This is a genomic window from Kitasatospora sp. MAA4 (genome assembly GCF_029893355.1).
GTDB lineage: Bacteria > Actinomycetota > Actinomycetes > Streptomycetales > Streptomycetaceae > Kitasatospora.
Window position 1 is genome coordinate 1 of record NZ_JARZAI010000009.1, and the last position, 20,416, is coordinate 20,416.

At 73.0% G+C, this 20,416-nt stretch carries 19 protein-coding genes; 10 read left to right on the plus strand and 9 right to left on the minus strand.

The window, feature by feature from the left end; translation table 11 throughout:
- The 3 genes from P3T37_RS13990 to P3T37_RS14000 form a co-directional block, all read right to left on the minus strand.
- A partial coding sequence (locus P3T37_RS13990; protein ID WP_280724156.1) for a putative Ig domain-containing protein occupies nucleotides 1–1,581 on the minus strand: 1,581 nt, incomplete at its 3' end.
- Nucleotides 1,582–2,074: 493 nt separating this feature from the next.
- Entirely contained in the window at nucleotides 2,075–2,740 is a 666-nt protein-coding gene (locus P3T37_RS13995; protein ID WP_280723925.1) for a TetR family transcriptional regulator, read from the minus strand.
- A 74-nt stretch (nucleotides 2,741–2,814) separates the two neighbouring features.
- Nucleotides 2,815–3,819 (minus strand): aldo/keto reductase, encoded by a 1,005-nt coding sequence (locus P3T37_RS14000; protein WP_280723926.1) that lies wholly within the window; start codon nucleotides 3,817–3,819, stop codon nucleotides 2,815–2,817.
- A gap of 288 nt (nucleotides 3,820–4,107) precedes the next feature.
- On the opposite strand from P3T37_RS14000, the gene P3T37_RS14005 reads away from it, so the two are divergent.
- Nucleotides 4,108–6,594 carry an RICIN domain-containing protein gene (locus P3T37_RS14005; protein ID WP_280723927.1) on the plus strand — a complete coding sequence of 829 codons (2,487 nt, stop codon included), beginning with the start codon at nucleotides 4,108–4,110 and terminating at the stop codon, nucleotides 6,592–6,594.
- Nucleotides 6,595–6,631: 37 nt separating this feature from the next.
- Here the strand turns inward: P3T37_RS14005 and P3T37_RS14010 are convergent, their stop codons facing one another.
- The gene (locus P3T37_RS14010; RefSeq protein WP_280723928.1) at nucleotides 6,632–6,793 is read right to left on the minus strand and encodes a hypothetical protein; all 162 of its coding nucleotides are present in this window, start codon (nucleotides 6,791–6,793) and stop codon (nucleotides 6,632–6,634) included.
- Nucleotides 6,794–7,492: 699 nt separating this feature from the next.
- On the opposite strand from P3T37_RS14010, the gene P3T37_RS14015 reads away from it, so the two are divergent.
- From P3T37_RS14015 to paaE, 6 genes are all read left to right on the plus strand, one after another.
- A complete protein-coding gene (locus P3T37_RS14015) occupies nucleotides 7,493–8,800 on the plus strand; it encodes a M20 family metallopeptidase (RefSeq protein ID WP_280723929.1) in 1,308 nt (435 codons plus the stop codon).
- 119 nt (nucleotides 8,801–8,919) lie between these two features.
- Nucleotides 8,920–9,864, plus strand: a complete 945-nt coding sequence (gene paaA, locus P3T37_RS14020; RefSeq protein ID WP_280723930.1) for a 1,2-phenylacetyl-CoA epoxidase subunit PaaA — start codon at nucleotides 8,920–8,922, stop codon at nucleotides 9,862–9,864.
- Nucleotides 9,857–10,144: a 1,2-phenylacetyl-CoA epoxidase subunit PaaB gene (gene paaB, locus P3T37_RS14025; protein ID WP_280723931.1), complete on the plus strand. Its 288-nt coding sequence runs from the start codon at nucleotides 9,857–9,859 to the stop codon at nucleotides 10,142–10,144. The genes paaA and paaB overlap by 8 nt, the downstream gene beginning before the upstream one ends.
- Before the next feature lie 13 nt (nucleotides 10,145–10,157).
- Nucleotides 10,158–11,033, plus strand: a complete 876-nt coding sequence (gene paaC / locus P3T37_RS14030) for a 1,2-phenylacetyl-CoA epoxidase subunit PaaC (RefSeq protein ID WP_280723932.1) — start codon at nucleotides 10,158–10,160, stop codon at nucleotides 11,031–11,033.
- A complete protein-coding gene (paaD, locus tag P3T37_RS14035) occupies nucleotides 11,027–11,512 on the plus strand; it encodes a 1,2-phenylacetyl-CoA epoxidase subunit PaaD (RefSeq protein ID WP_280723933.1) in 486 nt (161 codons plus the stop codon). The genes paaC and paaD overlap by 7 nt, the downstream gene beginning before the upstream one ends.
- Complete coding sequence (gene paaE / locus P3T37_RS14040; protein ID WP_280723934.1) at nucleotides 11,512–12,579, plus strand: 1,2-phenylacetyl-CoA epoxidase subunit PaaE; 1,068 nt, start codon at nucleotides 11,512–11,514, stop codon at nucleotides 12,577–12,579. Before paaD ends, paaE begins: the two co-directional genes overlap by 1 nt.
- Here paaE and P3T37_RS14045 read toward each other — a convergent pair.
- A complete protein-coding gene (locus P3T37_RS14045) occupies nucleotides 12,567–13,649 on the minus strand; it encodes an FAD-dependent oxidoreductase (RefSeq protein ID WP_280723935.1) in 1,083 nt (360 codons plus the stop codon). The genes paaE and P3T37_RS14045 overlap by 13 nt on opposite strands.
- Before the next feature lie 41 nt (nucleotides 13,650–13,690).
- On the minus strand, nucleotides 13,691–14,062 hold the full coding sequence (locus tag P3T37_RS14050) for a YbjQ family protein (RefSeq protein ID WP_280723936.1): 372 nt from the start codon (nucleotides 14,060–14,062) through the stop codon (nucleotides 13,691–13,693).
- A 107-nt stretch (nucleotides 14,063–14,169) separates the two neighbouring features.
- Between P3T37_RS14050 and P3T37_RS14055 the strand changes: the two genes are divergently transcribed.
- The gene (locus P3T37_RS14055) at nucleotides 14,170–15,090 is read left to right on the plus strand and encodes a hypothetical protein (protein ID WP_280723937.1); all 921 of its coding nucleotides are present in this window, start codon (nucleotides 14,170–14,172) and stop codon (nucleotides 15,088–15,090) included.
- A gap of 9 nt (nucleotides 15,091–15,099) precedes the next feature.
- Nucleotides 15,100–15,843 carry a peptidyl-tRNA hydrolase gene (locus P3T37_RS14060; RefSeq protein ID WP_280723938.1) on the plus strand — a complete coding sequence of 248 codons (744 nt, stop codon included), beginning with the start codon at nucleotides 15,100–15,102 and terminating at the stop codon, nucleotides 15,841–15,843.
- Nucleotides 15,844–15,908: 65 nt separating this feature from the next.
- Here the strand turns inward: P3T37_RS14060 and P3T37_RS14065 are convergent, their stop codons facing one another.
- On the minus strand, nucleotides 15,909–16,871 hold the full coding sequence (locus tag P3T37_RS14065; RefSeq protein ID WP_280723939.1) for a protease complex subunit PrcB family protein: 963 nt from the start codon (nucleotides 16,869–16,871) through the stop codon (nucleotides 15,909–15,911).
- Between the two features lie 261 nt (nucleotides 16,872–17,132).
- Nucleotides 17,133–17,642, minus strand: a complete 510-nt coding sequence (locus tag P3T37_RS14070; protein ID WP_280723940.1) for a hypothetical protein — start codon at nucleotides 17,640–17,642, stop codon at nucleotides 17,133–17,135.
- A gap of 662 nt (nucleotides 17,643–18,304) precedes the next feature.
- Between P3T37_RS14070 and P3T37_RS14075 the strand changes: the two genes are divergently transcribed.
- A complete protein-coding gene (locus P3T37_RS14075; RefSeq protein ID WP_280723941.1) occupies nucleotides 18,305–18,649 on the plus strand; it encodes a PRC-barrel domain containing protein in 345 nt (114 codons plus the stop codon).
- Between the two features lie 176 nt (nucleotides 18,650–18,825).
- On the opposite strand, the gene P3T37_RS14080 is transcribed toward P3T37_RS14075, so the two are convergent.
- Nucleotides 18,826–20,349: a DEAD/DEAH box helicase gene (locus tag P3T37_RS14080; protein ID WP_280723942.1), complete on the minus strand. Its 1,524-nt coding sequence runs from the start codon at nucleotides 20,347–20,349 to the stop codon at nucleotides 18,826–18,828.
- Between the last annotated feature and the right edge of the window lie 67 nt (nucleotides 20,350–20,416).

Below are 20,416 nucleotides of genomic sequence, written 5' to 3' on the forward strand. Positions count from 1 at the left end.
GGTCGGCAGGCCGGTGGCGGAGTAGGTCAGGGTCTGGCCGGAGGCCGAGTCACTGCCGCTGACCTGGAGGCTGACCGAACTGCCGCTGGTGGTGGTCTGGTTGCCGGGGCTGGTCACCGTGACGGTGTTGCCACCGGTGGAGCCGCTGACGGTCCAGGTGAAGGAGGCGGAGCCGTTGGCGCCGGTGGTGTCGGTGGCCTTGACGCTCACGTTGTAGGTGCCGGCGGCGGTGGCGGTGCCGGTGATCAGGCCCGAGGAGCTGATCGACAGGCCGGTCGGCAGGCCGGTGGCGGAGTAGGTCAGGGTCTGGCCGGAGGCCGAGTCACTGCCGCTGACCTGGAGGCTGACCGAACTGCCGCTGGTGGTGGACTGGTTGCCCGGGCTGGTCACCGTGACGGTGTTGCCCGTGCTGGTGCCGGCGGCGAAGGCGGCGGTGCCGTTCGGGGTGCCGAGACCGGTCGGGCCGTCGTAGCCGGTGCCCGCGGTGCAGAGGTAACTCGGCGAGCAGGTGCCGTTGTTGCCGCTGGTGACGTCGTTCAGCGCGGTGGTGTGCTGGTACGGGTACTTGGCGGGGTAGTCGCCCGAGCCGGGGGTGCCGGCGTCGGCGTAGACCGAGGCGATGATCGGCGACGAGGCGCTGGTGCCGCCGTAGACCGCCCAGCCGGAGCCGCCGTAGGTCTGGTAGACCGCGACACCGGTGGCCGGGTCGGCGACCGCCGAGACGTCGGAGACGGTGCGGTTGGAGCAGCCGGTGTCGGTCTGCCAGCTCGGCTTCGGGTCGTAGGCCGAGCAGCCGGAGCCGGTGCCCTCGGTGCTGCTGGTCGACCAGACGGTCTCGCCCCAGCCGCGGGCGCTGGAGTTGCGGGTCAGCGCGGTGCCGCCGACCGAGGTGACGTACTGCGAGGAGGCCGGGTACTCGGCGCCGTAGGCGGAGTCACCCGCGGAGACGGTGATCGCCACGCCCGGGTGGTTGAAGTAGCTGCTGTCCGAGCTGGTGTCGGTGGAGTCCTCGGAGCCGCCGTAGCTGTTGGAGACGTACTTGGCGCCCAGCGAGACCGCGGTGTTGACCGAGGTGCCCAGGTCGCTCATGTTGGCCGAGGTGGCCTCGACCAGCAGGATGTGGGCGTTCGGCGCGGCGGCGCTGACCATGTCGAGGTCCAGCGAGATCTCGCCGGCCCAGCCGGTGTCACCGGTGGGGTAGCTGGTGCCGCCGTTCTCGTCGACCTTCTTGAAGCAGCCGTTGGCGGTGGTGCAGGCGGGCAGGCCGTACTGGCTGCGGTAGGCGGCCAGGTCGGACTCCGCGTTCGGGTCGTCCTGCGCGTCGACGATGCCGATGGTCGCGCCGGCGCCGCCGTTGGCGGGCAGCTTGTACGCGCTCTGCAGGTCCGAGGGGCCGTAGCCGGACGGTGTCGCGTTCGGCGACAGCACCTTCGGCTCCATGATGTCCGTACGGGCCAGGGCCAGGCAGGCCATCTCGCCCGGGTGCGTCGGAGCGGCGCAGACGTGCTTGACGCTGACCGGGTTGGCGCTGGTGGCGCCGGTGGCCTGTGCCGCGGGAGCGGTGAAGGCCAGCAGGCCCATCGCGGTCAGCGCGAAGGCCGGTACGGCCGCGGTCAGCGCGCGCAGCTTGCGCTGACGCGGACCGCTGGGTGTTTGGGTGCGCAAGAGAGAACCCTCCGTGGGGGTCGGGGTCGCTTCCACCCGGCTGGGGTGACGCCGGTGCGTGGGGAGCGCCCGGTGCTGGTGGATCTCGGCACGTGCGGATGGCCGACGCCTGGTAGTCGTCGGCCGGAGCGTGTCCGCGCATGGGTGCATGCCGCGCGGACGCAGATCAGGTGCAGGGGGTGGCGCTGTGCAGAAGCGCGGCCGACCGCTCGTTCGCGGCCCGGTCGCGGGTGGGGGAACTAGCGCCTAACCGGTGGTGTCAGGGGCATGACATGAGTCGGCCCGCACCACCCCGGCGATACCGGGCTGGTGCGGGCCTGACGTTAGTGCGCGTTCACGGCGGGCTGCAAGGTGCGCGTCAATCTTTTGCCGAGTCGAAATCATCAACTCCGGCGGTGGAAAACGGATTTCACCGACCCTCAGGGGCGGCTGCGGCACGCTTGCCCGACGGTGCGCCACCCTTTCCTGAACCTTCGTCGGAGCTCCCCCAGCGCCCGGTGAGACCGGCCCTGAGCAGCGCCCAGAGCGCCTCGAAGTCCGCGGTGGCCTGCTCGCCGGCCCAGTCCGCGGCGTGCGCCGGGTCGTGGAAGCGCGCGGTGGCCTGGAACACCGCGCGGGCCGTGGTCGGCACGTGGGCGGGAGTGAACTCGCCCTGCCAGATGCCGTCCTGGACGATCACGGCGATCTGGCCGGTGAGCACCTCGACGTGCTCGGCGACCGTGTTGCTGTGCTCGCCGACCAGCGACAGGTAGGTGGCGAACAGCTCGGGGTCGTCCAGGGCCTTGCGGCGCTTGGCGGCGAACAGCGTGGCGAGCCAGCGGTGCAGCCGTTCGCCGGCCGGGCCGGTCTCGGCGGTGACGGCCTGCAGGCTGTCGTGCGCCTGGTCCAGCCAGCGCTGGGTGACGGCCTCGCGCAGGGCGGCCTTGCTGGGGAAGTGGCGGTAGACGCTGCCGTGGCTGACCCCGAGGGCGCGCGCGATGTCCACCACGGTGGCCTTGGCCGGGCCGAACCGCCGCAGGACGTCCTCCGCCGCGCTCAGGATCTGCTCGGGGGTGAGTGCGCTGTCGGTGGTCACGGGGTGGTACGTCCTTACTGGTTCCGGCACCGGGTCACGGGTACCCGGTGCCGGGTGCGTCTGTGCTCGCGGTGTCAGTGCTCGCTGTCGAGGTGGGCCATCTGTGCCGCAGCGTACCTGTCCCCGGCGGCGGCGCCCGCCGGGACGGCGGTCTCGATGGCCGCCAGGTCGGCCGCGCTGAGCACGACGTCCAGCGAGCCCAGTGCCTCCGCCAGCCGCTCGCGGCGGCGCGCGCCGACCAGCGGCACGATGTCCTCGCCGCGCGAGGCCACCCAGGCGATGGCCACCTGCGCGACGCTGACGCCCTTGGCCTCGGCGATCGTGCGCAGGGCGTCCACCAGGGCCAGGTTGTGGCTCAGGTTGTCGCCCTGGAAGCGCGGGCTGTGGCCGCGGAAGTCGGTTCCGGCCATCTCGCGGTCCTTGGCCCAGTGGCCGCTCAGCAGGCCGCGCGAGAGCACGCCGTACGCGGTGATGCCGATGCCGAGCTCACGGGCGGTCGGCAGGACGGCGGCCTCCAGGGAGCGGGAGAGCAGCGAGTACTCGATCTGCAGGTCGCTGATCGGGTGGACGGCGGACGCGCGGCGCAGCGTGTCGGCGCCGACCTCGGAGAGGCCGATGTGCCGCACGAAGCCGGCCTGCACCAGGTCGGCGATCGCGCCGACGGTCTCCTCGATCGGGACGTTCGGGTCGAGCCGGGCGGGGCGGTAGATGTCGACGTAGTCGGTGCGCAGGCGGCGCAGCGTGTAGGCGAGGGCGGTCTTGGTGGCGGCGGGGCTCGCGTCGACGCCGAGCCAGCTGCCGTCCGGGCCGCGCTGGGCGCCGAACTTGACGCTGATCTGGACGGACGAGCGGTCGCGTCCGCGCAGTGCCTCGTGGATCAGCAGCTCGTTGTGGCCCATGCCGTAGAAGTCGCCGGTGTCGATCAGCGTGATGCCGGCGTCCATCGCGGCGTGCAGGGTCGCGATGCTCTCGGCTTCGTCGGCCGGGCCGTAGAGGTCGGACATGCCCATGGCGCCGAGGCCGAGCGCGGAGGTGGTCGGGCCGTTGGTGCCGAGCTTGCGGGTGGGGGCGGAGGTCATCGGGGGGCTCCTGTCGGGAGTGGTGGTCGCTATGCGGACAACTATGGCATGACGGATGACAGATTTCAATATCTGTCAGTCCATACTCCATCCCCCTGGAGGAGCGCGCGCCAAGGCCGCCGCGCGAACGCTGCGCCATCCGAGCGGCAACGTTCCTGGCATGCACGCATCTTGACGGTGTGTTGACTGCTCCCTACCGTTTGATTTTGGTTGTCTGAGTGTGATTTTGAGTGGACAGTCCGCACAATCCACCACCCAATCCACTGCCCACGGGAGGGCTGCACCACGATGCGAACCGCTTCCCCCACCGGCCGCCTGCGAAGTACCGCAGCGCTCGCCGTCCTCGCGCTCTGCCTCGCCCTGGCCACCGGCCGGGCCCCCACCCCCGCCTCGGCCACCCCCGCCTCGGCCACCCCCGCCTCGGCCCCCGCTGCCGCCACCACCGCCACCGCCATCACCGTCGACGGCAACTCCACCGGCCGCACCTTCGACGGCGTCGGCGCCATCAGCGGCGGCGGCGGCAACTCCCGCCTGCTGCTCGACTACCCCGAGCCGCAGCGCAGCCAGATCCTGGACGACCTCTTCAAGCCCGGCGCCGGCGCCGCCCTGCAGATCCTCAAGGTCGAGATCGGCGGCGACACCAACTCCACCGACGGCGCCGAGTCCTCCATCGAGCACACCCGCGGCACCGTCGACTGCAACAACGGCTACGAGTGGTGGCTGATGGAGCAGGCCAAGGCCCGCAACCCCGGCATCAAGCTCTACGCCCTCGCCTGGGGCGCCCCCGGCTGGGTCGGCAACGGCAACTTCTGGTCCCAGGACACGATCGACTACCTGATGTCCTGGCTCGGCTGCGCCCAGCAGCACGGCCTCGCCATCGACTACCTCGGCGGCTGGAACGAGCGCGGCTACAACGCCGCCTGGTACGAGAACCTGCACGCCACCCTCGCCGCCAAGGGCTACACCCGCACCCAGGTGGTCGGCGCCGACGACACCTGGTCGATCGCCACCTCGATGCGCGGCGACAGCGCGCTCGACGGCGCCGTGGACATCGTCGGTGCGCACTACCCGTGCGGCTACATGTCCGCCATGCAGACCTGTTCCACCACCCCGGACGCGCTGGCCACCGGCAAGCAGCTCTGGGCCAGCGAGAACGGTTCGGAGGACGCCGACACCGGAGCCGCGCCGATCGCCCGCGCCATCAACCGCGGCTACCTCGACGCCAAGCTCACCGCCTACATCAACTGGCCGGTGGTGGCCTCGCTCTACCAGAACCTCGGCTTCGACTCGATGGGCCTGGTCACGGCGAACCAGCCCTGGTCGGGCGCCTACGCGGTCGGCCGCAGCACCTGGGCGATCGCGCAGACCAGCCAGTTCACCGCCCCCGGCTGGCAGTACCTGGACTCCGCCTCCGGCTACCTGGGCGGCAACCGCTCGAACGGCAGCTACGTCAGCTACGCGGCCCCCGGCAAGGCCGCCTGGAGCACCGTCTTCGAGACCATGGACGCGACGGCCGCGCAGACCGTCACCCTGAACGTGGCGGGCGGGCTCCCGGCCGGAGCACTGCACGTGTGGTCCACCGACTTCTCCAGCAGCGCCGCCACCGCCCACCTGGTCCCCGGCCCCGACCTCACCGCCGCACCCGGCGGCTACCAGCTCACCCTCCAGCCGGGCCACCTCTACACCGTCACCACCACTACCGGCCAGGGCGCGGCCCCCGCCGCCTCCCCGCAGCGCGGCGTCCTCGCGCTGCCCTACAGCGACTCGCTGGCCGGCACCGCCACCGGCCAGGAGGCCCGCTACTTCGCGGCGATGAACGGCGCCTTCGAGACCGAGCCGTGCGACGGCGGCCGGGCCGGACGCTGCCTCCAGCAGCAGGCCCCGACCACCCCGATCCGCTGGACCGACGAGGCCGCCGACCAGCCGTACACCCTGATGGGCGACCTGAGCTGGAGCGACTACACGGTCAGTTCCGACGTGCTGCTCCAGCACGCGGGGACCGCCGAGCTGCTCGGCCGGGTCGGCACCCAGGGCCGGAACAACAACGGGCTGAACGCCTACAACCTGAAGATCAGCGACACCGGCAGCTGGACCCTGCTGAAGAGCAACGGCACCTGGGCCTTCACCACCCTGGCGAGCGGCTCGGTGGCCGCGCCGGGCCTGGGCAGCTGGCACAACCTGGCGCTGTCCTTCCAGGGCAGCACGATCACCGCGCGGATCGACGGCGCGACGGTCGCCACGGTGAGCGACTCCAGCTACGGCGCCGGCCAGATCGCGCTCGGCACCGGCGGCTACTACGGCGCGCAGTTCAGCAACCTGACCATCACTCCCGGCGCTCCCACTGCGCTGGACGGCACCTACCGGCTGGTCAGCGCGAACAGCGGCCAGCTGCTCGACGCCTACGCCCAGGGCACCGCCGACGGCACCCCGGTCATCCAGTGGCCCGCCGACGGCGGCGCCAACCAGCAGTGGCGGCTCACCTCCACCGGCGACGGCTACTACACGGTCACCGGCGTGGCCAGCGGCAAGGTGCTGGACGTGCCGAACCTGAGCACCGTCCCGGAGACCCAGCTGGACCTCTGGTCGGCGAACGGCGGCACCAACCAGCAGTGGCTGGTGGTCCCGACCGGCGGCGGCAGCTACACGCTGGAGTCCCGCTCGGACGGCGAGCTGCTGGACGTCGACGGCGCGTCGCTGCTGATGGGCGCCAAGGCGATCCAGTGGCCGGCCGACGGCGGCGCCAACCAGCGCTGGCAGCTGGTCAAGATCGGCTGAGGCGCCGGTAGGCACAGCAGGATCGGGCACAGCGGGCTCAGGCCCGGCAGGCGCCGACCAGCAGGAACAGCAGCAGTAGCAGCAGCCGTCCGTCCGCCGTCCGGGTCACCTCGGTCGGCCGGGCGGGCGGCTCGCGCTCGGTCACGGGCGGGGCCTCGAAGCCCTGCTCCGGCGGGTTGTCACGCACCGTCACGCTCATCCGCCACCACGCTCCTCGGCTGCTGACCCCGCGTCATCCTGCGCATCATCGCGGCGGCGCCCGGTCGCCCGGAGGGGGCGCGCGGCGGCGGCCGACCCGCCGTCACCCGTCCGGCGCGGTTCGGGCGCGCCGGGGCGGGTTCGGCCTGCCGAAGGCGTCGGGCGGGTCCATCGTGGGGGTACGGAAGCGATCCACCGACCGCGTCCGCACCGGACGACCCCGGTCCGACCCGCCGCGACACACCCCGCGACACACCCCCCCACGCGACACGCGACACACGGCGACACCCCGCGCCCCCGCCCAGCGCCCCGGGCACGCACCGCCCCCCGCGCCCGGCCCGCGCCGCGCCTGCGCCGGGCCCGCGACACACCCGTGCGGAGCGCGTGCGCATCCCCCGGACCAGGGCCACCTCGCAGGAAACCGAACGGTTCTTCTAGGCTCACCTCTCGGCTTCCTCATCACGCGGCGCGATCGCGCGCCACGAGCGGGAGGCCGGTGTCCACGGCGGTCCCGGGTGAGCCGGGGCCACCGGATCGAGCGAGGAGGACGCATGACGACCAGCGGTTCCATCGCACTACGCGACCCCAGGCCACCGGCGGGTGTGCAGCGCAGCCGTACCGCGCGCCCGCACGGCACGGCTGCGCCGCGCGGGCTCTCGGGTGCGCCGCTGAATACGGGCAGCCGCCTCGGAGGTGTCCGGTGAGCCCGCACGGCACCGGCACCGCGGCCCGCTCCGCGGAGCCGTCCGCCCGTCCGCCGGCCCCCGCGACGGGCTCCGGCGACGCGCCGGCCGCGCCAGGTACCGGTGGCGGTGAGGACCCGGCCCCCAGGGCCGAGGCGCTGCCCGGCCTGCCGAGCACCCTCGCCGCCCGCGCCCGCACCCTCTCCGCCGCCGTCCGCAGCCGCTGCGCCGACCTGGCCAGAATGGAGTCCCCGAGCGGCGACGCCGAGCGGCTGAACACGCTCGCCGAGGAGCTGGCGGCCGGCTACCGGGCGACCGGCGCCCAGGTGAGCCGCGAGCCCGGCCCGGCCGGCGACCACCTGCTGCTGAACTGGGCCGGCCAGGACGAGAGCCTCCCGCACCTGCTCTTCGTCGGCCACCACGACACCGTCTGGCCGGCCGGCACGCTGGCCGACTGGCCGGTGGAGGAGCACGACGGCGTGCTCAGCGGTCCCGGCGTGCTGGACATGAAGGGGGGCCTCGCCCTCCTCGAAGGCGCCTTCGCGCTCCTCGCCGACCTCGGCCTGCGCCCGCACCGCTCGGTGCGGGTGGTGGTGACCGCGGACGAGGAGATCGGTAGCCCGGACGGCCGCCGCGTGGTGGAGCGCCAGCTCCCCGGCGCCGCCGCCGTCCTGGGCCTGGAACCGCCGCACGAGGACGGCCGGCTGAAGACCGCCCGCCGCGGGGTCAGCCGGGTCCGGCTGACCGTCACCGGCCACGAGGCGCACGCGGGCAACCACCCGGAGGACGGCACCTCGGCGGTGGACGAGCTGGTGGACCAGCTGGTCGCCGTCCGCGGGCTGGCCACCGGCCTGCCGGGCACCGAGCTGAACACCGGCCGGATCAACGGCGGGACCAGAGCGAACGTGGTGGCCGGCCAGGCGGAGGCCGAGCTGGGCCTGCGCTTCTCGACGCCGGAGGCCCAGCGCAGCACGCTGGACACGCTCGCCCACCTGACCGCGCTGCGCCCCGGCGCACTGGTGCGCACCGAGGTGCTCTCCAGCCGTCCGGCCTGGCCGGAGCGCGACGGCAACCAGCTGCTGCGGCACGTCCGCTCGCTGGCGGCCGCGCTCGGCCAGCAGCTGGACGGCGCGCCGGCCGGCGGCGCCGGGGACACCAACCTCGCCGGCGCCCGCGGCCTGCCGACGCTGGACGGCCTCGGGGCGGTCGGCGCCGGCCCGCACGCCCGCGACGAGCACATCGAGCTGGCGCTGCTGGGCCCGCGGATCGCCCTGCTGGCCGGCCTCCTCGCGGTGCCGCTGCCGCGCCTGGGCAGCCGCTCCTGAGCCACCGCGGGGGGCGGGTCCACTCGGGCCCGCCCCCCGCTCATTTCCGATGGTCCTTGTCACGGGTGGGGAAACGGCTACACAATGGACCCGACCGAACGGTCAGTCGGGAGGCAGCGATGGTGCAGCAGGAACAGTCCGCTCTGGAGGAGCGTTTCGATGCGGTGGTCGCCGCCGAGCAGCGGATCGAGCCGCGGGACTGGATGCCGGACGCCTACCGGGCCACCCTGATCCGGCAGATCGCCCAGCACGCCCACTCCGAGATCATCGGCATGCAGCCGGAGGGCAACTGGCTCACCCGGGCGCCCTCGCTGCGCCGCAAGGCGATCCTGTTGGCCAAGGCCCAGGACGAGGCCGGCCACGGGCTCTACCTCTACGCCGCCGCCGAGACGCTGGGCGTGGACCGCGCCGAGCTGACCGAGAAGCTGATCAGCGGCCGGCAGAAGTACTCCTCGATCTTCAACTACCCGACGCTCAGCTTCGCCGACGTCGGCGTGATCGGCTGGCTGGTGGACGGCGCGGCGATCTGCAACCAGGTCCCGCTCTGCCGCTGCTCCTACGGGCCGTACGCGCGAGCGATGGTCCGCGTCTGCAAGGAGGAGTCCTTCCACCAGCGGCAGGGCTACGAGCTGCTGATGACGCTGATGCGCGGCACCGAGGGCCAGCGCCGGATGGTGCAGGACGCGGTGGACCGCTGGTGGTGGCCGTCGCTGATGATGTTCGGCCCGCCGGACGGCGACTCGCCGAACACCGCGCAGTCGATGGTCTGGCGGATCAAGCGGCACACCAACGACGAGCTGCGCCAGCGCTTCGTGGACATGACCCTCCCGCAGGCCGAGCACCTCGGCGTCACCCTCCCCGACCCGGCGCTGCGCTGGAACGAGGAGCGCGGCAGCTGGGACTTCGGCGAGCCGGACTGGTCCGAGCTGCAGCAGGTGATCAAGGGCAACGGCCCGTGCAACACCCAGCGGATCGACCGCCGCCGGGCCGCGCACGAGGACGGCGCCTGGGTACGGGAAGCCGCCGTGGCGTACGCGGCGAAGCAGGAGGAGCGCAATGTCTGACATGTCCTGGCCGCTCTACGAGGTCTTCGTGCGCCCCCGGCGCGGCCTGAACCACGTGCACGTCGGTTCGCTGCATGCCGCCGACGACCGGATGGCCCTGCTGGCCGCGCGGGACCTCTACACCCGCCGCAACGAGGGCGTCAGCCTCTGGGTGGTGCGCTCCAGCGACATCACCGCCTCGACGCCGGACGAGAAGGACCCGTTCTTCGAGCCCGCCGGCGACAAGGTCTACCGCCACCCGACCTTCTACGACATCCCCGAGGATGTCCCGCACATCTGACCTGGGGGTCACCATGACGGACGATCACGTCTACCTGACGCTCGCCGAGTCGGACCACGAGGCCGAGGCCCGCTGGGCCTACGGGACGGGCTTCGCCGATCCGCTGCTGGGCGTGGACACCGCCCTGGCACCGGACGTCGACGGGGCCGACCTCTCGCTCTACTGCCAGATGCTCGGCGACGACGCGCTGATCCTGGCGCAGCGGCTGATCGAGTGGTGCACCCGCGCCCCCGAGCTGGAGGAGGAGGTCGCCCTCGCCAACCTCGGCCTGGACCTGCTCGGCCAGGCCCGGCTGCTGCTCAGCCGGGCCGGCCAGGCCGACGGAACCGGGCGCAGCGAGGACGACTTCGCCTACTGGCGCGCCGAGCACGAGTTCCGCAACGTGCGGATGGTGGAGGCCGAGAACGGCGACTTCGCCTTCTCGGTGGCCCGGCTGCTGCTCTTCGCCACCGCTCGCGGGGCGCTCTTCGAGCTGCTCGCCGACGCGCCCGACCCGGTGCTGCGCGCGGTCGCCGTCCGCGGCGCCAAGGAGCTGGCCTACCACCGGGAGTACGCGACCGCCTGGACGCTGCGGCTGGGCGACGGCACGGCGTACTCGGCGACGCGGATGCAGGCCGGCCTGGACGCGGTCTGGCCGCTGCTGGAGGAGCTGTTCACCCCGCACGCGGTGGAGCTGCGGCTCGGCCTCGACCCGGCCGTGCTGCGCGAGCCGGTGCTCGCCGCGCTGGCCGAGGTGGTCACCGCGGCCCGTCTCACGGTCCCCACCGCCCTGCCGCTGGCCCGGGTCGGGGGCAGGGCCGGGCGCGACGGCGTGCACACCGAGGCGCTGGGTCTGCTGCTGGCCGAGTTCCAGTCGGTGGCCCGCGAGCACCCGGGGGCGACATGGTGATCACTCGTCCCGCCCCCGCCGAGGTGGCCGCCACCGTCGTGGACCCCGAGCTGCCGATGCTCACGCTGGCCGAACTCGGCGTGCTGGCCGGCGTCGAGCAGCAGGGCGAGGCCGTCACGGTCTGGCTCACCCCCACGTACTCCGGCTGCCCGGCGGTGGCCGAGATGGCCGCCGACGTCGACGCCCGGTTGCGGAAAGCCGGCTATGTCGACGTCTCGGTCCGGCTGCGCCTGGACCCGCCGTGGAGCACCGACCTGATCACCGCCGAGGGCCGCCGCAAGCTGGCCGAGGCCGGGATCGCGCCGCCCGCCGCCGAGCACGGTCTTCTGCGGCTGGGTCCCACCCGGCTTTCCGTCGCCTGCCCGCAGTGCGGCTCGACCGACACCGAGGAGCTGTCCCGGTTCGGCTCCACCGCCTGCAAGGCGCTCTGGCGCTGCCGCGCCTGCCGCGAGCCGTTCGAACGTATGAAGGAGATCTGATGGCGCTCCGCCGACCGCAGTTCCAGCCCCTGCGGATCTCCGCGGTCGACCGCCTGTGCGAGGACGCCGTCGCGGTCACCTTCGAGGTCCCGGCCGAGCTGGCCGAGGACTACGCCTTCCGGGCCGGCCAGACGCTGACCCTGCGCCGGCTCACCGGCGAGTCCGACGAGCGCCGCTCGTACTCGATCTGCTCGCCGGTCGGCGGGCCGCTGCGGATCGCGGTGCGCGAGGTGCCGGGCGGGCTCTTCTCCGGGCAGTTGGTGCGGCGCGCCGCGGTCGGCGACACGGTCGAGGTGCTGCCGCCCGGCGGGACCTTCACCGCCGACCTGAGCCTGCCGGCCCACCACGTGCTGATCGCCGCCGGCTCCGGCATCACCCCGATGCTCTCGATCGCCGGGTCGGTGCTGGCCGCCCACCCCGAGTCCACGGTCACCCTGCTCTACGGCAACCGGCGCAGCGACACCGTGATGTTCGCCGACGAGCTGGCCGACCTGAAGGACCGCTACCTCAGCCGGTTCGAGCTGGTCCACGTGCTCTCCCGGGAGGCCCGCGACGCCGAGCTGCTCAGCGGCCGACTGGACGCCGAGCGGGTCGGCGCGCTGCTCAAGGCCCTGGTGGACGTCGAGTCGGTGGACCACTGGTGGCTCTGCGGCCCGTACGGCATGGTGGTCGGCGCCCGCGACCTGCTCGCCGGGCTCGGCGTCGCGCCGGCCGCGGTGCACCAGGAGCTCTTCCACGCCGAGGACGAGCCGATCGCCGACCGCCCCGAGGAGGCGGCCTTCGACGGCGAGGCCAGCACGGTCACCCTGGTGCTGGACGGGCGGCGCAGCGAACTGCGGCTGCCGCGCGACCGCAGCGTGCTGGACGGCGCGCAGCAGGCCCGTCCGGACCTGCCGTTCGCCTGCAAGGGCGGCGTCTGCGGCACCTGCCGGGCGCTGGTGACGGAGGGCGAGGTGACGATGCGTCGCAACTTCGCCCTGGAGGAGAAGGAGCTGGCGGCCGGCTACGTGCTGACCTGCCAGGCCCGGCCGGTCTCCGACCGGGTGACGGTCGACTACGACCGCTGAGCCAACGCGGGTTCGGGCGCGCCCAGCAGCGCGACGATGCCGTTCACCGCGGCGCGCCCGGCCCGGTTGGCCCCGATGGTGCTGGCCGAGGGCCCGTACCCGACCAGGTGCACCCGCGGGTCGGCCGCCGCCTGCGTCCCCTCCAGCCGGATGCCTCCCCCCGGCTCGCGCAGCCCGAGCGGCGCCAGGTGGCCGACCTCCGGCCGGAACCCGGTGGCCCAGACGATCGCGTCCACCGCCTCCTCCCGCTCGCCCCAGGCCACCCCGTGCTCGGTCAGCCGGTCGAACATGGGCAGCCGGTCCAGCGCGTCCAACTCCCGCGCGCGGCGCAGCGCCACCGACGGGCCGAGCCCGGTGACGCTCACCACGCTGCGCACCGGCAACCCCAGGCGCACGCGCTCCTCCACCAGCGCGACCGCCGCCCGCCCGGCCTCCTGGCTGAAGGGCCCGTCCCGAAAGACCGGCTGACGCCGCGTCACCCAGAGCGTGTCGGCGACGGCCGCGACCTCCGACAGCACCTGGATCGCCGAGGCCCCGCCGCCGACCACGGCCACCCTCAGGCCCGCGAACTCCTCCGGCCCGCGGTAGTCCGCGTAGTGCAGCTGCCGCCCGGCGAAGCGGCCGGGGTAGTGCGGGACGAACGGCCTGGTCCAGGTCCCGGTGGCGTTGATCAGCGCCCGGGCCGACCAGCTGCCCGCGTCGCTCTCCACCAGCAGCCGGCCCCCGAGCTGCGGGCGCACCGCCGTCACCCGCACCGGCCGCACCACCGGCAGCGCGTGCCGGGCCTCGTAGGCGGCGAAGTACCCGGGCACCACCTCGCGGGCCGGGGCGGCCGGGTCCGGCGCGGGCAGCTCGAAGTCGGGCAGGTCGTGGAAGCCGTGCACGGTGGCCATCCGCAGCGACGGCGAGCGGTGCGCCCAGGCGCCGCCCGGCGCCGGGTCGGCGTCCAGCACCACGAAGCCGTCGTACGGGGCGAAGCCGCGTCGCCGCAGGTGGTAGGCGGCGGAGAGGCCCGCCTGCCCGGCACCGATGACGACCACGTCGACGTTTGTTGCACCGTAAACAGTCACGCCCCTGAAACATCAGGGGCGTGACCTGGATTCCCGGCCGGTCAGCCGGCCGGGCTGACCACCACCGCCGTGCCGTAGGCGCAGATCTCCGTCCCGAGGTCGGCGGCCTCGGTCACGTCGAAGCGCATGGCCAGCACCGCGTTGCCGCCGCGTGCCCTGGTCTGCTCGACCAGCCGCTCCATCGCCTGGTTGCGGCTCTCCACCAGGGTCTTGGTGAGTCCCTTCAGCTCGCCGCCCATCATCGACTTCAGCGAGGCGCCGATCTGGGTCCCGATGTGCCGACTGCGCACCGTCAGACCGAAGACCTCACCGATCACCCGGTCCACCCGGTGGCCGGGAACGTCGTTGGTGGTGACCACCAGGATGTCCGCGTTCGGGCTCTGCCCGCCGCCGTACTCGTCAAGGTTGCTCATGCCACCATCCTGCGCGCACACCGCCTTTCCGTGTGGCAGCCACGGCCGAAAGCGAAAAGCTGCCGCCGACCGGTGAGCGGCGGCGGGAAAGGCCGTACCGTAGGCGCATGGGAGAGCGAAGCGGTCATCCGCAGGGGTCGGGAGCGACGGACAATCCGGGCGCGCTGGAGATCGAGGCGACCGTGGTGCTGGGCATCCGGATCACCGACTGGCCCGCGCTGCGCGCCGCGGCCCTGGCAGCCGTCGAGGAGCTGGACTTCGCCGGCATCGACCCGGCCGCCCAGCGCCGCGAGCTGCTCCGCGAGGTCGCCGAGGATCCGCACGCCGCACTGGGCGCGCTGCTCCACCCGGACCGGCTGGTCGGCGCGCTGCCCGGCATCGAGCCGCTCGGCGGCACGCTGGAGATCAGCACCACCGACGACTTCGCCCCCGACTTCGCCGAGCTCTTCCCGCTCGACGCCGAGGACGGCGAGCCGGGGGACTGGTCGCTCACCCCGCGCACCGCCTGCCTGCTGCACACCCAGCTGCTCGCCCTGGCCGACGCCGCCTACGACGACCTGGAGGAGCACGGCGACGACCCGGTGACCGACGGGGACGAGCACGACTGGGCCGTCTTCGCCCGCCTGCCGCGCCGCAGCTGGGTGATGCACCGCTCCTGGCGCCGCGCGATGGCCCGCGCCTACGACGACCTCGCCGAGGACCTGGGCCTGGGTGAATGGCCGCTGCCGCGCTGCCCCGGCGAGGAGCTCGCACTGCGCCTGGCGCTGCTCGACGCACGTTCGCTGCTGGGCTCCCAGCCCCAGGCCGTGGCCGACCTGATGGGCGATCTGCCCGCCGACCTCTACGACTACGACTGGGACGGCTGCGCCGACGAACTGCTCGGCGTCTACGACCTGGCGGGCCAGGACCCGGACGAGGACAGCGCCGTCCGCCTGGACAACGTCCTGGCCGCCACCCACCCCGAGGGCTGGTTCCTGCCCTACGAGGAGGCCGAGGAGCGCGACCCCGCCCGCGGCTACCGCCGGTAGCCTGTCCGGGTGAGTACTCCCTTCGACGCCCCCAGTCCCGCAGGCGACCCCGCAGAGCGCGACGCCAACCCGCAGTACGTACTGCCGCTGGTGCTGCACCTGGAGAAGGCCGACCCGCCGGCCCGCACCGACGCGCTGGAGACCTCCGCGCGCGCCGTGCTGACCCTGCTCGCCGACCCGCGCGCCACCGGTGACGGCGAGTGGGCCGAGCTGGTGCACGCCTGGGAGGACGCCCGGATCCGCAAGGTGGTCCGCCGGGCCCGCGGCGGTGAGTGGCGCAAGGCGGCCGAGCTGCCGGGGATCACGGTCATGGGCGGCGAGGCCGAGGTGCGGGTCTACCCGCCCGTCCCGCTGGACGGCTGGCCCAAGGAGCTGGCCAAGCTCCAGGTCTCCGGCACCGACCTGGACGACCCCACCCCGCCCGCCGCCCCCGAGCCCGGCCTGCCGGTGCTCTGGCTCAACCCGGAGCTGGAGATGACCGCCGGCAAGACCATGGCCCAGACCGGCCACGCCGCCCAGCTCGCCTGGTGGCGGCTGGACGACGCCGAGCGCAAGGAGTGGGCCGAGAGCGGCTTCGCCCTCGCGGTCCGCACCGCCACCCCCGCCCACTGGGCGGTTCTGACGACCGGTGACCTCCCGCTGGTCCGCGACGCCGGCTTCACCGAGATCGCCCCCGGCTCCTGCACCGTCGTCGCCGACCACCCAGCGCTGTCCCACCCCGCGCCTACGACGCCCGTGAACGCACCACGCTGAACCCAACCCCGACACCACCGGAGCGGACGTGGCGCAGCCGGCGCTGAGCCTCTGGGCAGGCGCTGTCAGAGCGCGTGCCGGCGGAGCCAGACGGGCGGCTCCTCGCGGGACAGGCCGAAGCGGGCGTAGTCGTTTTGGACGGTGATCCAGTCCTCGCCGAAGCGCAGGCCGAGCGCCGTGCGTCCGGCGTTCTCGTCCTCCAGTTGGTACCACTCGACAACCACGACCTCGGTCACCGTTCTGCCGTGGAGGGCACTGAGCTCTGCCGCGGGCGGGGGCCGCCAGACGACGTTCCGGTACCTGGACCCGGCCGGTGGAGAGATCACGGCGGACGGGTCAATGCTGTTGAACGTGAGACACGACTCGTTCGCGTTGTTCCTCTGGTACTCGACCCGTGTGCCGCCGATGTCCAGGATCACCGGGTAGTCGTAGCACCAGCCGTCACCGTCGAGGTCCCAGGGCGCCCAGATGCGTTCGAGACGCCGCCCCACGAGCTCGCGCAGCACGTGGCCGTGGGCGTCGATCACAGCTTCGGCACCGCTCAGCGGCTGCGGCTGGTAACCGGGCAGCCCGCAGTCGGGGAAGTCCGTGTGCCGCCAGCGGACCGTCGTGCCCGCGGGCACGACGGGGATCACGGCGGCGGTGACCGGATAGTCGAACGCCATGGCCACGTCACCAGCTCCCGGCCGCTCCTCGAAGAGGTCGACCGTGAGCGTGGAACCGTGCAGCGTGACGCGGTCGACATCCACGGCGTAACCGCCACTGGGCCGCATGCCGAGCCTGGCGACGAGCAGCGATTCCCTGCTCCAGTCGAGCTTTGGCTCCCCCTCGGGGAAGAAACGGACAGTGGACGTCTCCTGGAACAGCTCCAACTCCTGCCGTGACCGCAGAAGATCCACACCGGGCACTGCGATCAGCGGGTAGGACGGGTAGTAGAAGCCGGCCGCACGCACCGGCCTGAACGCCAGCTCCACCGTGCCCGGGGCGTCCGGCCCTGGAGATTCCCTGCGCGACGAGGCCCATCTCATGCGGCAGGACGCTAGCGGCTGATGGCTCGTCATGTCCAGGCCTCTCCCGTCCTGCTTCACTCCCGCAGCCGCCGCACCGAACCCAGCACCGGCGGCGGCTTCCTGACGGTCCCTGCCTCCAGGACCACACGCCCACCGGCTTCCCGCAGGTCCGCGCCGTCGTCCTGTCCGAGATCGGCGGCTGGCGCGACGGCGAACCCGGACTCGCGGCACCCCTTGCCCGCTCGGTGGAGCCCGACAGAGCGAAGGTGCCGCCCGGGCTCACCCTTGCCGGGAGGGCGCAGCGGCCAGCCTGCCGAGCAGCGCGATCACGTTGATGCGTGCCGTCTTGTCGTTCGTCGCCGCCTGGTGGGCGTCGACGATCCGCGTGTCCACGTCCTCGCCCGGCGTGGCAAGGCCCACCCCCAACAGGTCGACGGTGTACGCGACGTACCGGGCGTGGTCGGCCGCGGCACTGGCGGCCGCGACGTGGTCGATGCGGGCTGGGTCCGCACTACGGATCAGCGCGGGGGTGAGCGGCGGCCCCAGCACATCCGCGATCCACCGCGAGACGGCCTCCCGGGAACAGCCCCGTTCCAACTCGCAGGCCGCCGAGGCGGCAAGCGCCAGGTGGATCAGGAGCAAGCCGAACCACCTGGCGGCCTCGTCGGGAGGCGTTCTCACGCCAGCCGGTGGCATCACGGCCTCGTACAGAGCGGCGGTGTCACCGGCCCGTACTGCGGAGACGACGGCGGCCACGGCCGTGTTGATGGCATCCTGCTCGCTGGTCACGCCGCCGGTTCTCCTCAAAAGGTCTGTGACGGGACACCAACGTAGCGCTCCCATGGACGGATTCGTGCCGCTCCTGCGCGGTTCACTCCCCAGAGGGACACCAGCGGTGCTTGCTCTGGCACGGACGTGTGGGACGGCTGGTATGAATCGGGGGCGCTCAAGAACCCCAGCCACCGATTTCTGCCAGAACCCTTGCGTACCTGCGGGAGCAGCTTCACTTCGCTGTGACCTCGCTACCTTTGAGGCACGGCTGCGTGCTCGCCCGACGGTGTCCAGGGGGCAGGCCCGCCAGTACCGGGCGCGTGCTGCGGTTCGGGTGCAGGACCCGGGCACAGGGAGATCGCCCCCGGGCTAACTGTTGCAGTAGAAGGAGGCGAACGCTACTGCCGCCTCCCGCGCCTACGACGCCCGTGAACGCACCACGCTGACCCCAACACGGCAGGGTAGCGGGTGAGGAGCGCGCGTTCCCGGCAGTCGCGTGCCTCCGGCGGGTCGTCTTGGAGGGGGTGGGGGACGGCGCTCCCTCTACCGGGCAAGACCGGTAGCTGTCCCCGTGGCGCAGGCGCGGAGTCCAACCTGAGTAAGTACGGTTGAGAGTGAGGCCGAGGCTGCCGCAGCAGACCCGACATCCAGCTCCGTCAACCGGAGGAAGGACCTCACCCGTGAGCCGCGAACTCTGGAGTTACCGCCCGGACTCGAACTACGAACCTGGCCTCAGCTTGACCGGCTACCGGGTCGAGGCCGTCGACGGCCACCTCGGCAGGATCGACCAGCAGACCGACGAGGTCGGCTCCGCGTACCTCGTGGTCGACACCGGGCCGCGGACCTTCGGTACCCACGTCCTGCTCCCGGCCGGCACCATCACCCGCATCGACCGCGACGAACGGACCGTCCACGTCGACCGAACCAAGGACGAGATCAGGCAGTCGCCCCAGTACGACCCGAGCAGGACACCTGGCGATATCGCCTTCCGCGAGCAGGTTCAGGAGCACTACCGGCGCCAGTAGCCGCAGACGCATCCGACGGGTGGCTTCGTCGGTGTCAACCGGAACTCCGCTGGGTGGGCGACGCGCCCCCGAAGCCCCGACATCGGCCAGGCCCGTGCCGCCGCTGAGGTGCGCCTCGGCCGTGACTGCAGGGCGGCCCTGGCCGCCGTCTGAACGGTGCGGGCCCGGGCGGCGTCCTATGCGGCGAGGGCGACGCGCTTGGGTGCTGCGCTGCGGGAGCCGGCGGTGGTCTGCGGGGTGCGGCTGGCGTGGGCGGGCCGGCTGCGGCGGTTGCGGCTTGCGGAGGTGCTGCGGCGCGGGCGCTCGACGACGGGGTCGGCGATCACGGTGGGGATGCCGGTGGGCACGCGTGCGCCGGTGATGCGTGCCAGGTCCTCGCCGCCTGCGCTGACCCTGGTGGTGACGGGGGTGATGGCGGCGGTGGTCATCATGCGGGCCATCTCACGGCGCTGGTTGGGCAGGACCAGGGTGACGACGGTGCCGGACTCGCCGGCCCGGGCGGTGCGCCCGCCGCGGTGCAGGTAGTCCTTGTGGTCGGCCGGCGGGTCCAGGTTGACGACCAGGTCGAGCCCGTCGACGTGGATGCCGCGGGCGGCGACGTTGGTGGCGATCAGCGCGGTGACCTGGCCGTTGCGGAACTGCTCCAGGGTGCGGGTGCGCTGCGGCTGGGACTTGCCGCCGTGCAGCGCGGCCGCCTTCACTCCGTTGGCGAGCAGGTCGAGCACGAGGCGGTCCGCGCCGTGCTTGGTGTCGATGAACATGATCACCCCGCCGTCACGGGAGGCGATATGGGCGATCGTGGCGTTCTTGTCGAAGTTCTGCACGTGCAGCACGTGGTGCTCCATGGTGCTGACCGCTCCCGCGGACGGGTCCACCGAGTGGGTGACCGGGTCCTTCAGGAAGCGCCGCACCAGCCGGTCGACGTTGCGGTCCAGGGTGGCGGAGAACAGCATCGTCTGGCAGCCTTCGGCGACCTGTTCGAGGAGCTCGGTGACCTGCGGCAGGAAGCCCATGTCGGCCATCTGGTCGGCCTCGTCCAGCACCGTGATGCCGACCCCGTCGAGCTGGCAGTCGCCGCGCTGGATCAGGTCCTTGAGACGGCCGGGGGTGGCCACCACGACCTCCGCCCCGCGGTTCAGGGCCTGGGCCTGGCGCCCGATCGACATGCCGCCCACCACGGTCGCCATCCGCAGGCGCACCGCGTGGGCGTAGGGGGTGAGCGCCTCGGTGACCTGCTGGGCCAGCTCACGGGTGGGGACCAGCACCAGCGCGAGCGGCCGACGCGGCTCGGCCTGCTGCCCGGCGGTGCGGGCCAGCACGGCGAGGCCGAACGCGATGGTCTTGCCGGAGCCGGTGCGGCCTCGTCCGAGGACGTCACGTCCGGCCAGCGAGTTCGGCAGGGTGGCGGCCTGGATCGGGAACGGTGAGGTGACGCCCTGTCGGGTCAGCACCGACAGCAGCGCCTTGGGCATGTCCAGTTCGTCGAAGGACTCGACGGCCGGCAGCGCCGGGGTGGTGCTGACCGGCATGGCGAACTCGCCCTGCGGGGAAGAGTTCTGACGGGCAGTGCGACCGGAGGCGTTCCGGCCGCCGGTGGGCCGGTCGCCGTAGAAGGAGCTGCTGCCGGAGCGGGAGCCGTAGGCGGAGCCGCCGGAGCGGGAGTTGGAGCTCTGGTACGAGGAGCGACTGGAGCGGTTCATGGGGGAGACCTTCCTCAGGGCGGCACGTCACGAGGAAGGCTCCGCAGCGCTGGGCGCCGGCGGAGAC

Excerpts from the sequence above, each read along its gene's own strand:
- P3T37_RS14000 (WP_280723926.1), bottom strand. The coding sequence starts at position 3,819 with ATGACCTCCGCCCCCACCCGCAAGCTCGGCACCAACGGCCCGACCACC.
- P3T37_RS14005 (WP_280723927.1), top strand. The coding sequence starts at position 4,108 with ATGCGAACCGCTTCCCCCACCGGCCGCCTGCGAAGTACCGCAGCGCTC.
- paaE (WP_280723934.1), top strand. The coding sequence starts at position 11,512 with ATGGCGCTCCGCCGACCGCAGTTCCAGCCCCTGCGGATCTCCGCGGTC.
- P3T37_RS14055 (WP_280723937.1), top strand. The coding sequence starts at position 14,170 with ATGGGAGAGCGAAGCGGTCATCCGCAGGGGTCGGGAGCGACGGACAAT.
- P3T37_RS14065 (WP_280723939.1), bottom strand. The coding sequence starts at position 16,871 with ATGAGATGGGCCTCGTCGCGCAGGGAATCTCCAGGGCCGGACGCCCCG.
- paaC (WP_280723932.1), top strand. The coding sequence starts at position 10,158 with ATGACGGACGATCACGTCTACCTGACGCTCGCCGAGTCGGACCACGAG.
- P3T37_RS14010 (WP_280723928.1), bottom strand. The coding sequence starts at position 6,793 with ATGAGCGTGACGGTGCGTGACAACCCGCCGGAGCAGGGCTTCGAGGCC.
- paaB (WP_280723931.1), top strand. The coding sequence starts at position 9,857 with ATGTCTGACATGTCCTGGCCGCTCTACGAGGTCTTCGTGCGCCCCCGG.
- paaA (WP_280723930.1), top strand. The coding sequence starts at position 8,920 with ATGGTGCAGCAGGAACAGTCCGCTCTGGAGGAGCGTTTCGATGCGGTG.
- P3T37_RS14080 (WP_280723942.1), bottom strand. The coding sequence starts at position 20,349 with ATGAACCGCTCCAGTCGCTCCTCGTACCAGAGCTCCAACTCCCGCTCC.
- P3T37_RS14050 (WP_280723936.1), bottom strand. The coding sequence starts at position 14,062 with ATGAGCAACCTTGACGAGTACGGCGGCGGGCAGAGCCCGAACGCGGAC.
- paaD (WP_280723933.1), top strand. The coding sequence starts at position 11,027 with ATGGTGATCACTCGTCCCGCCCCCGCCGAGGTGGCCGCCACCGTCGTG.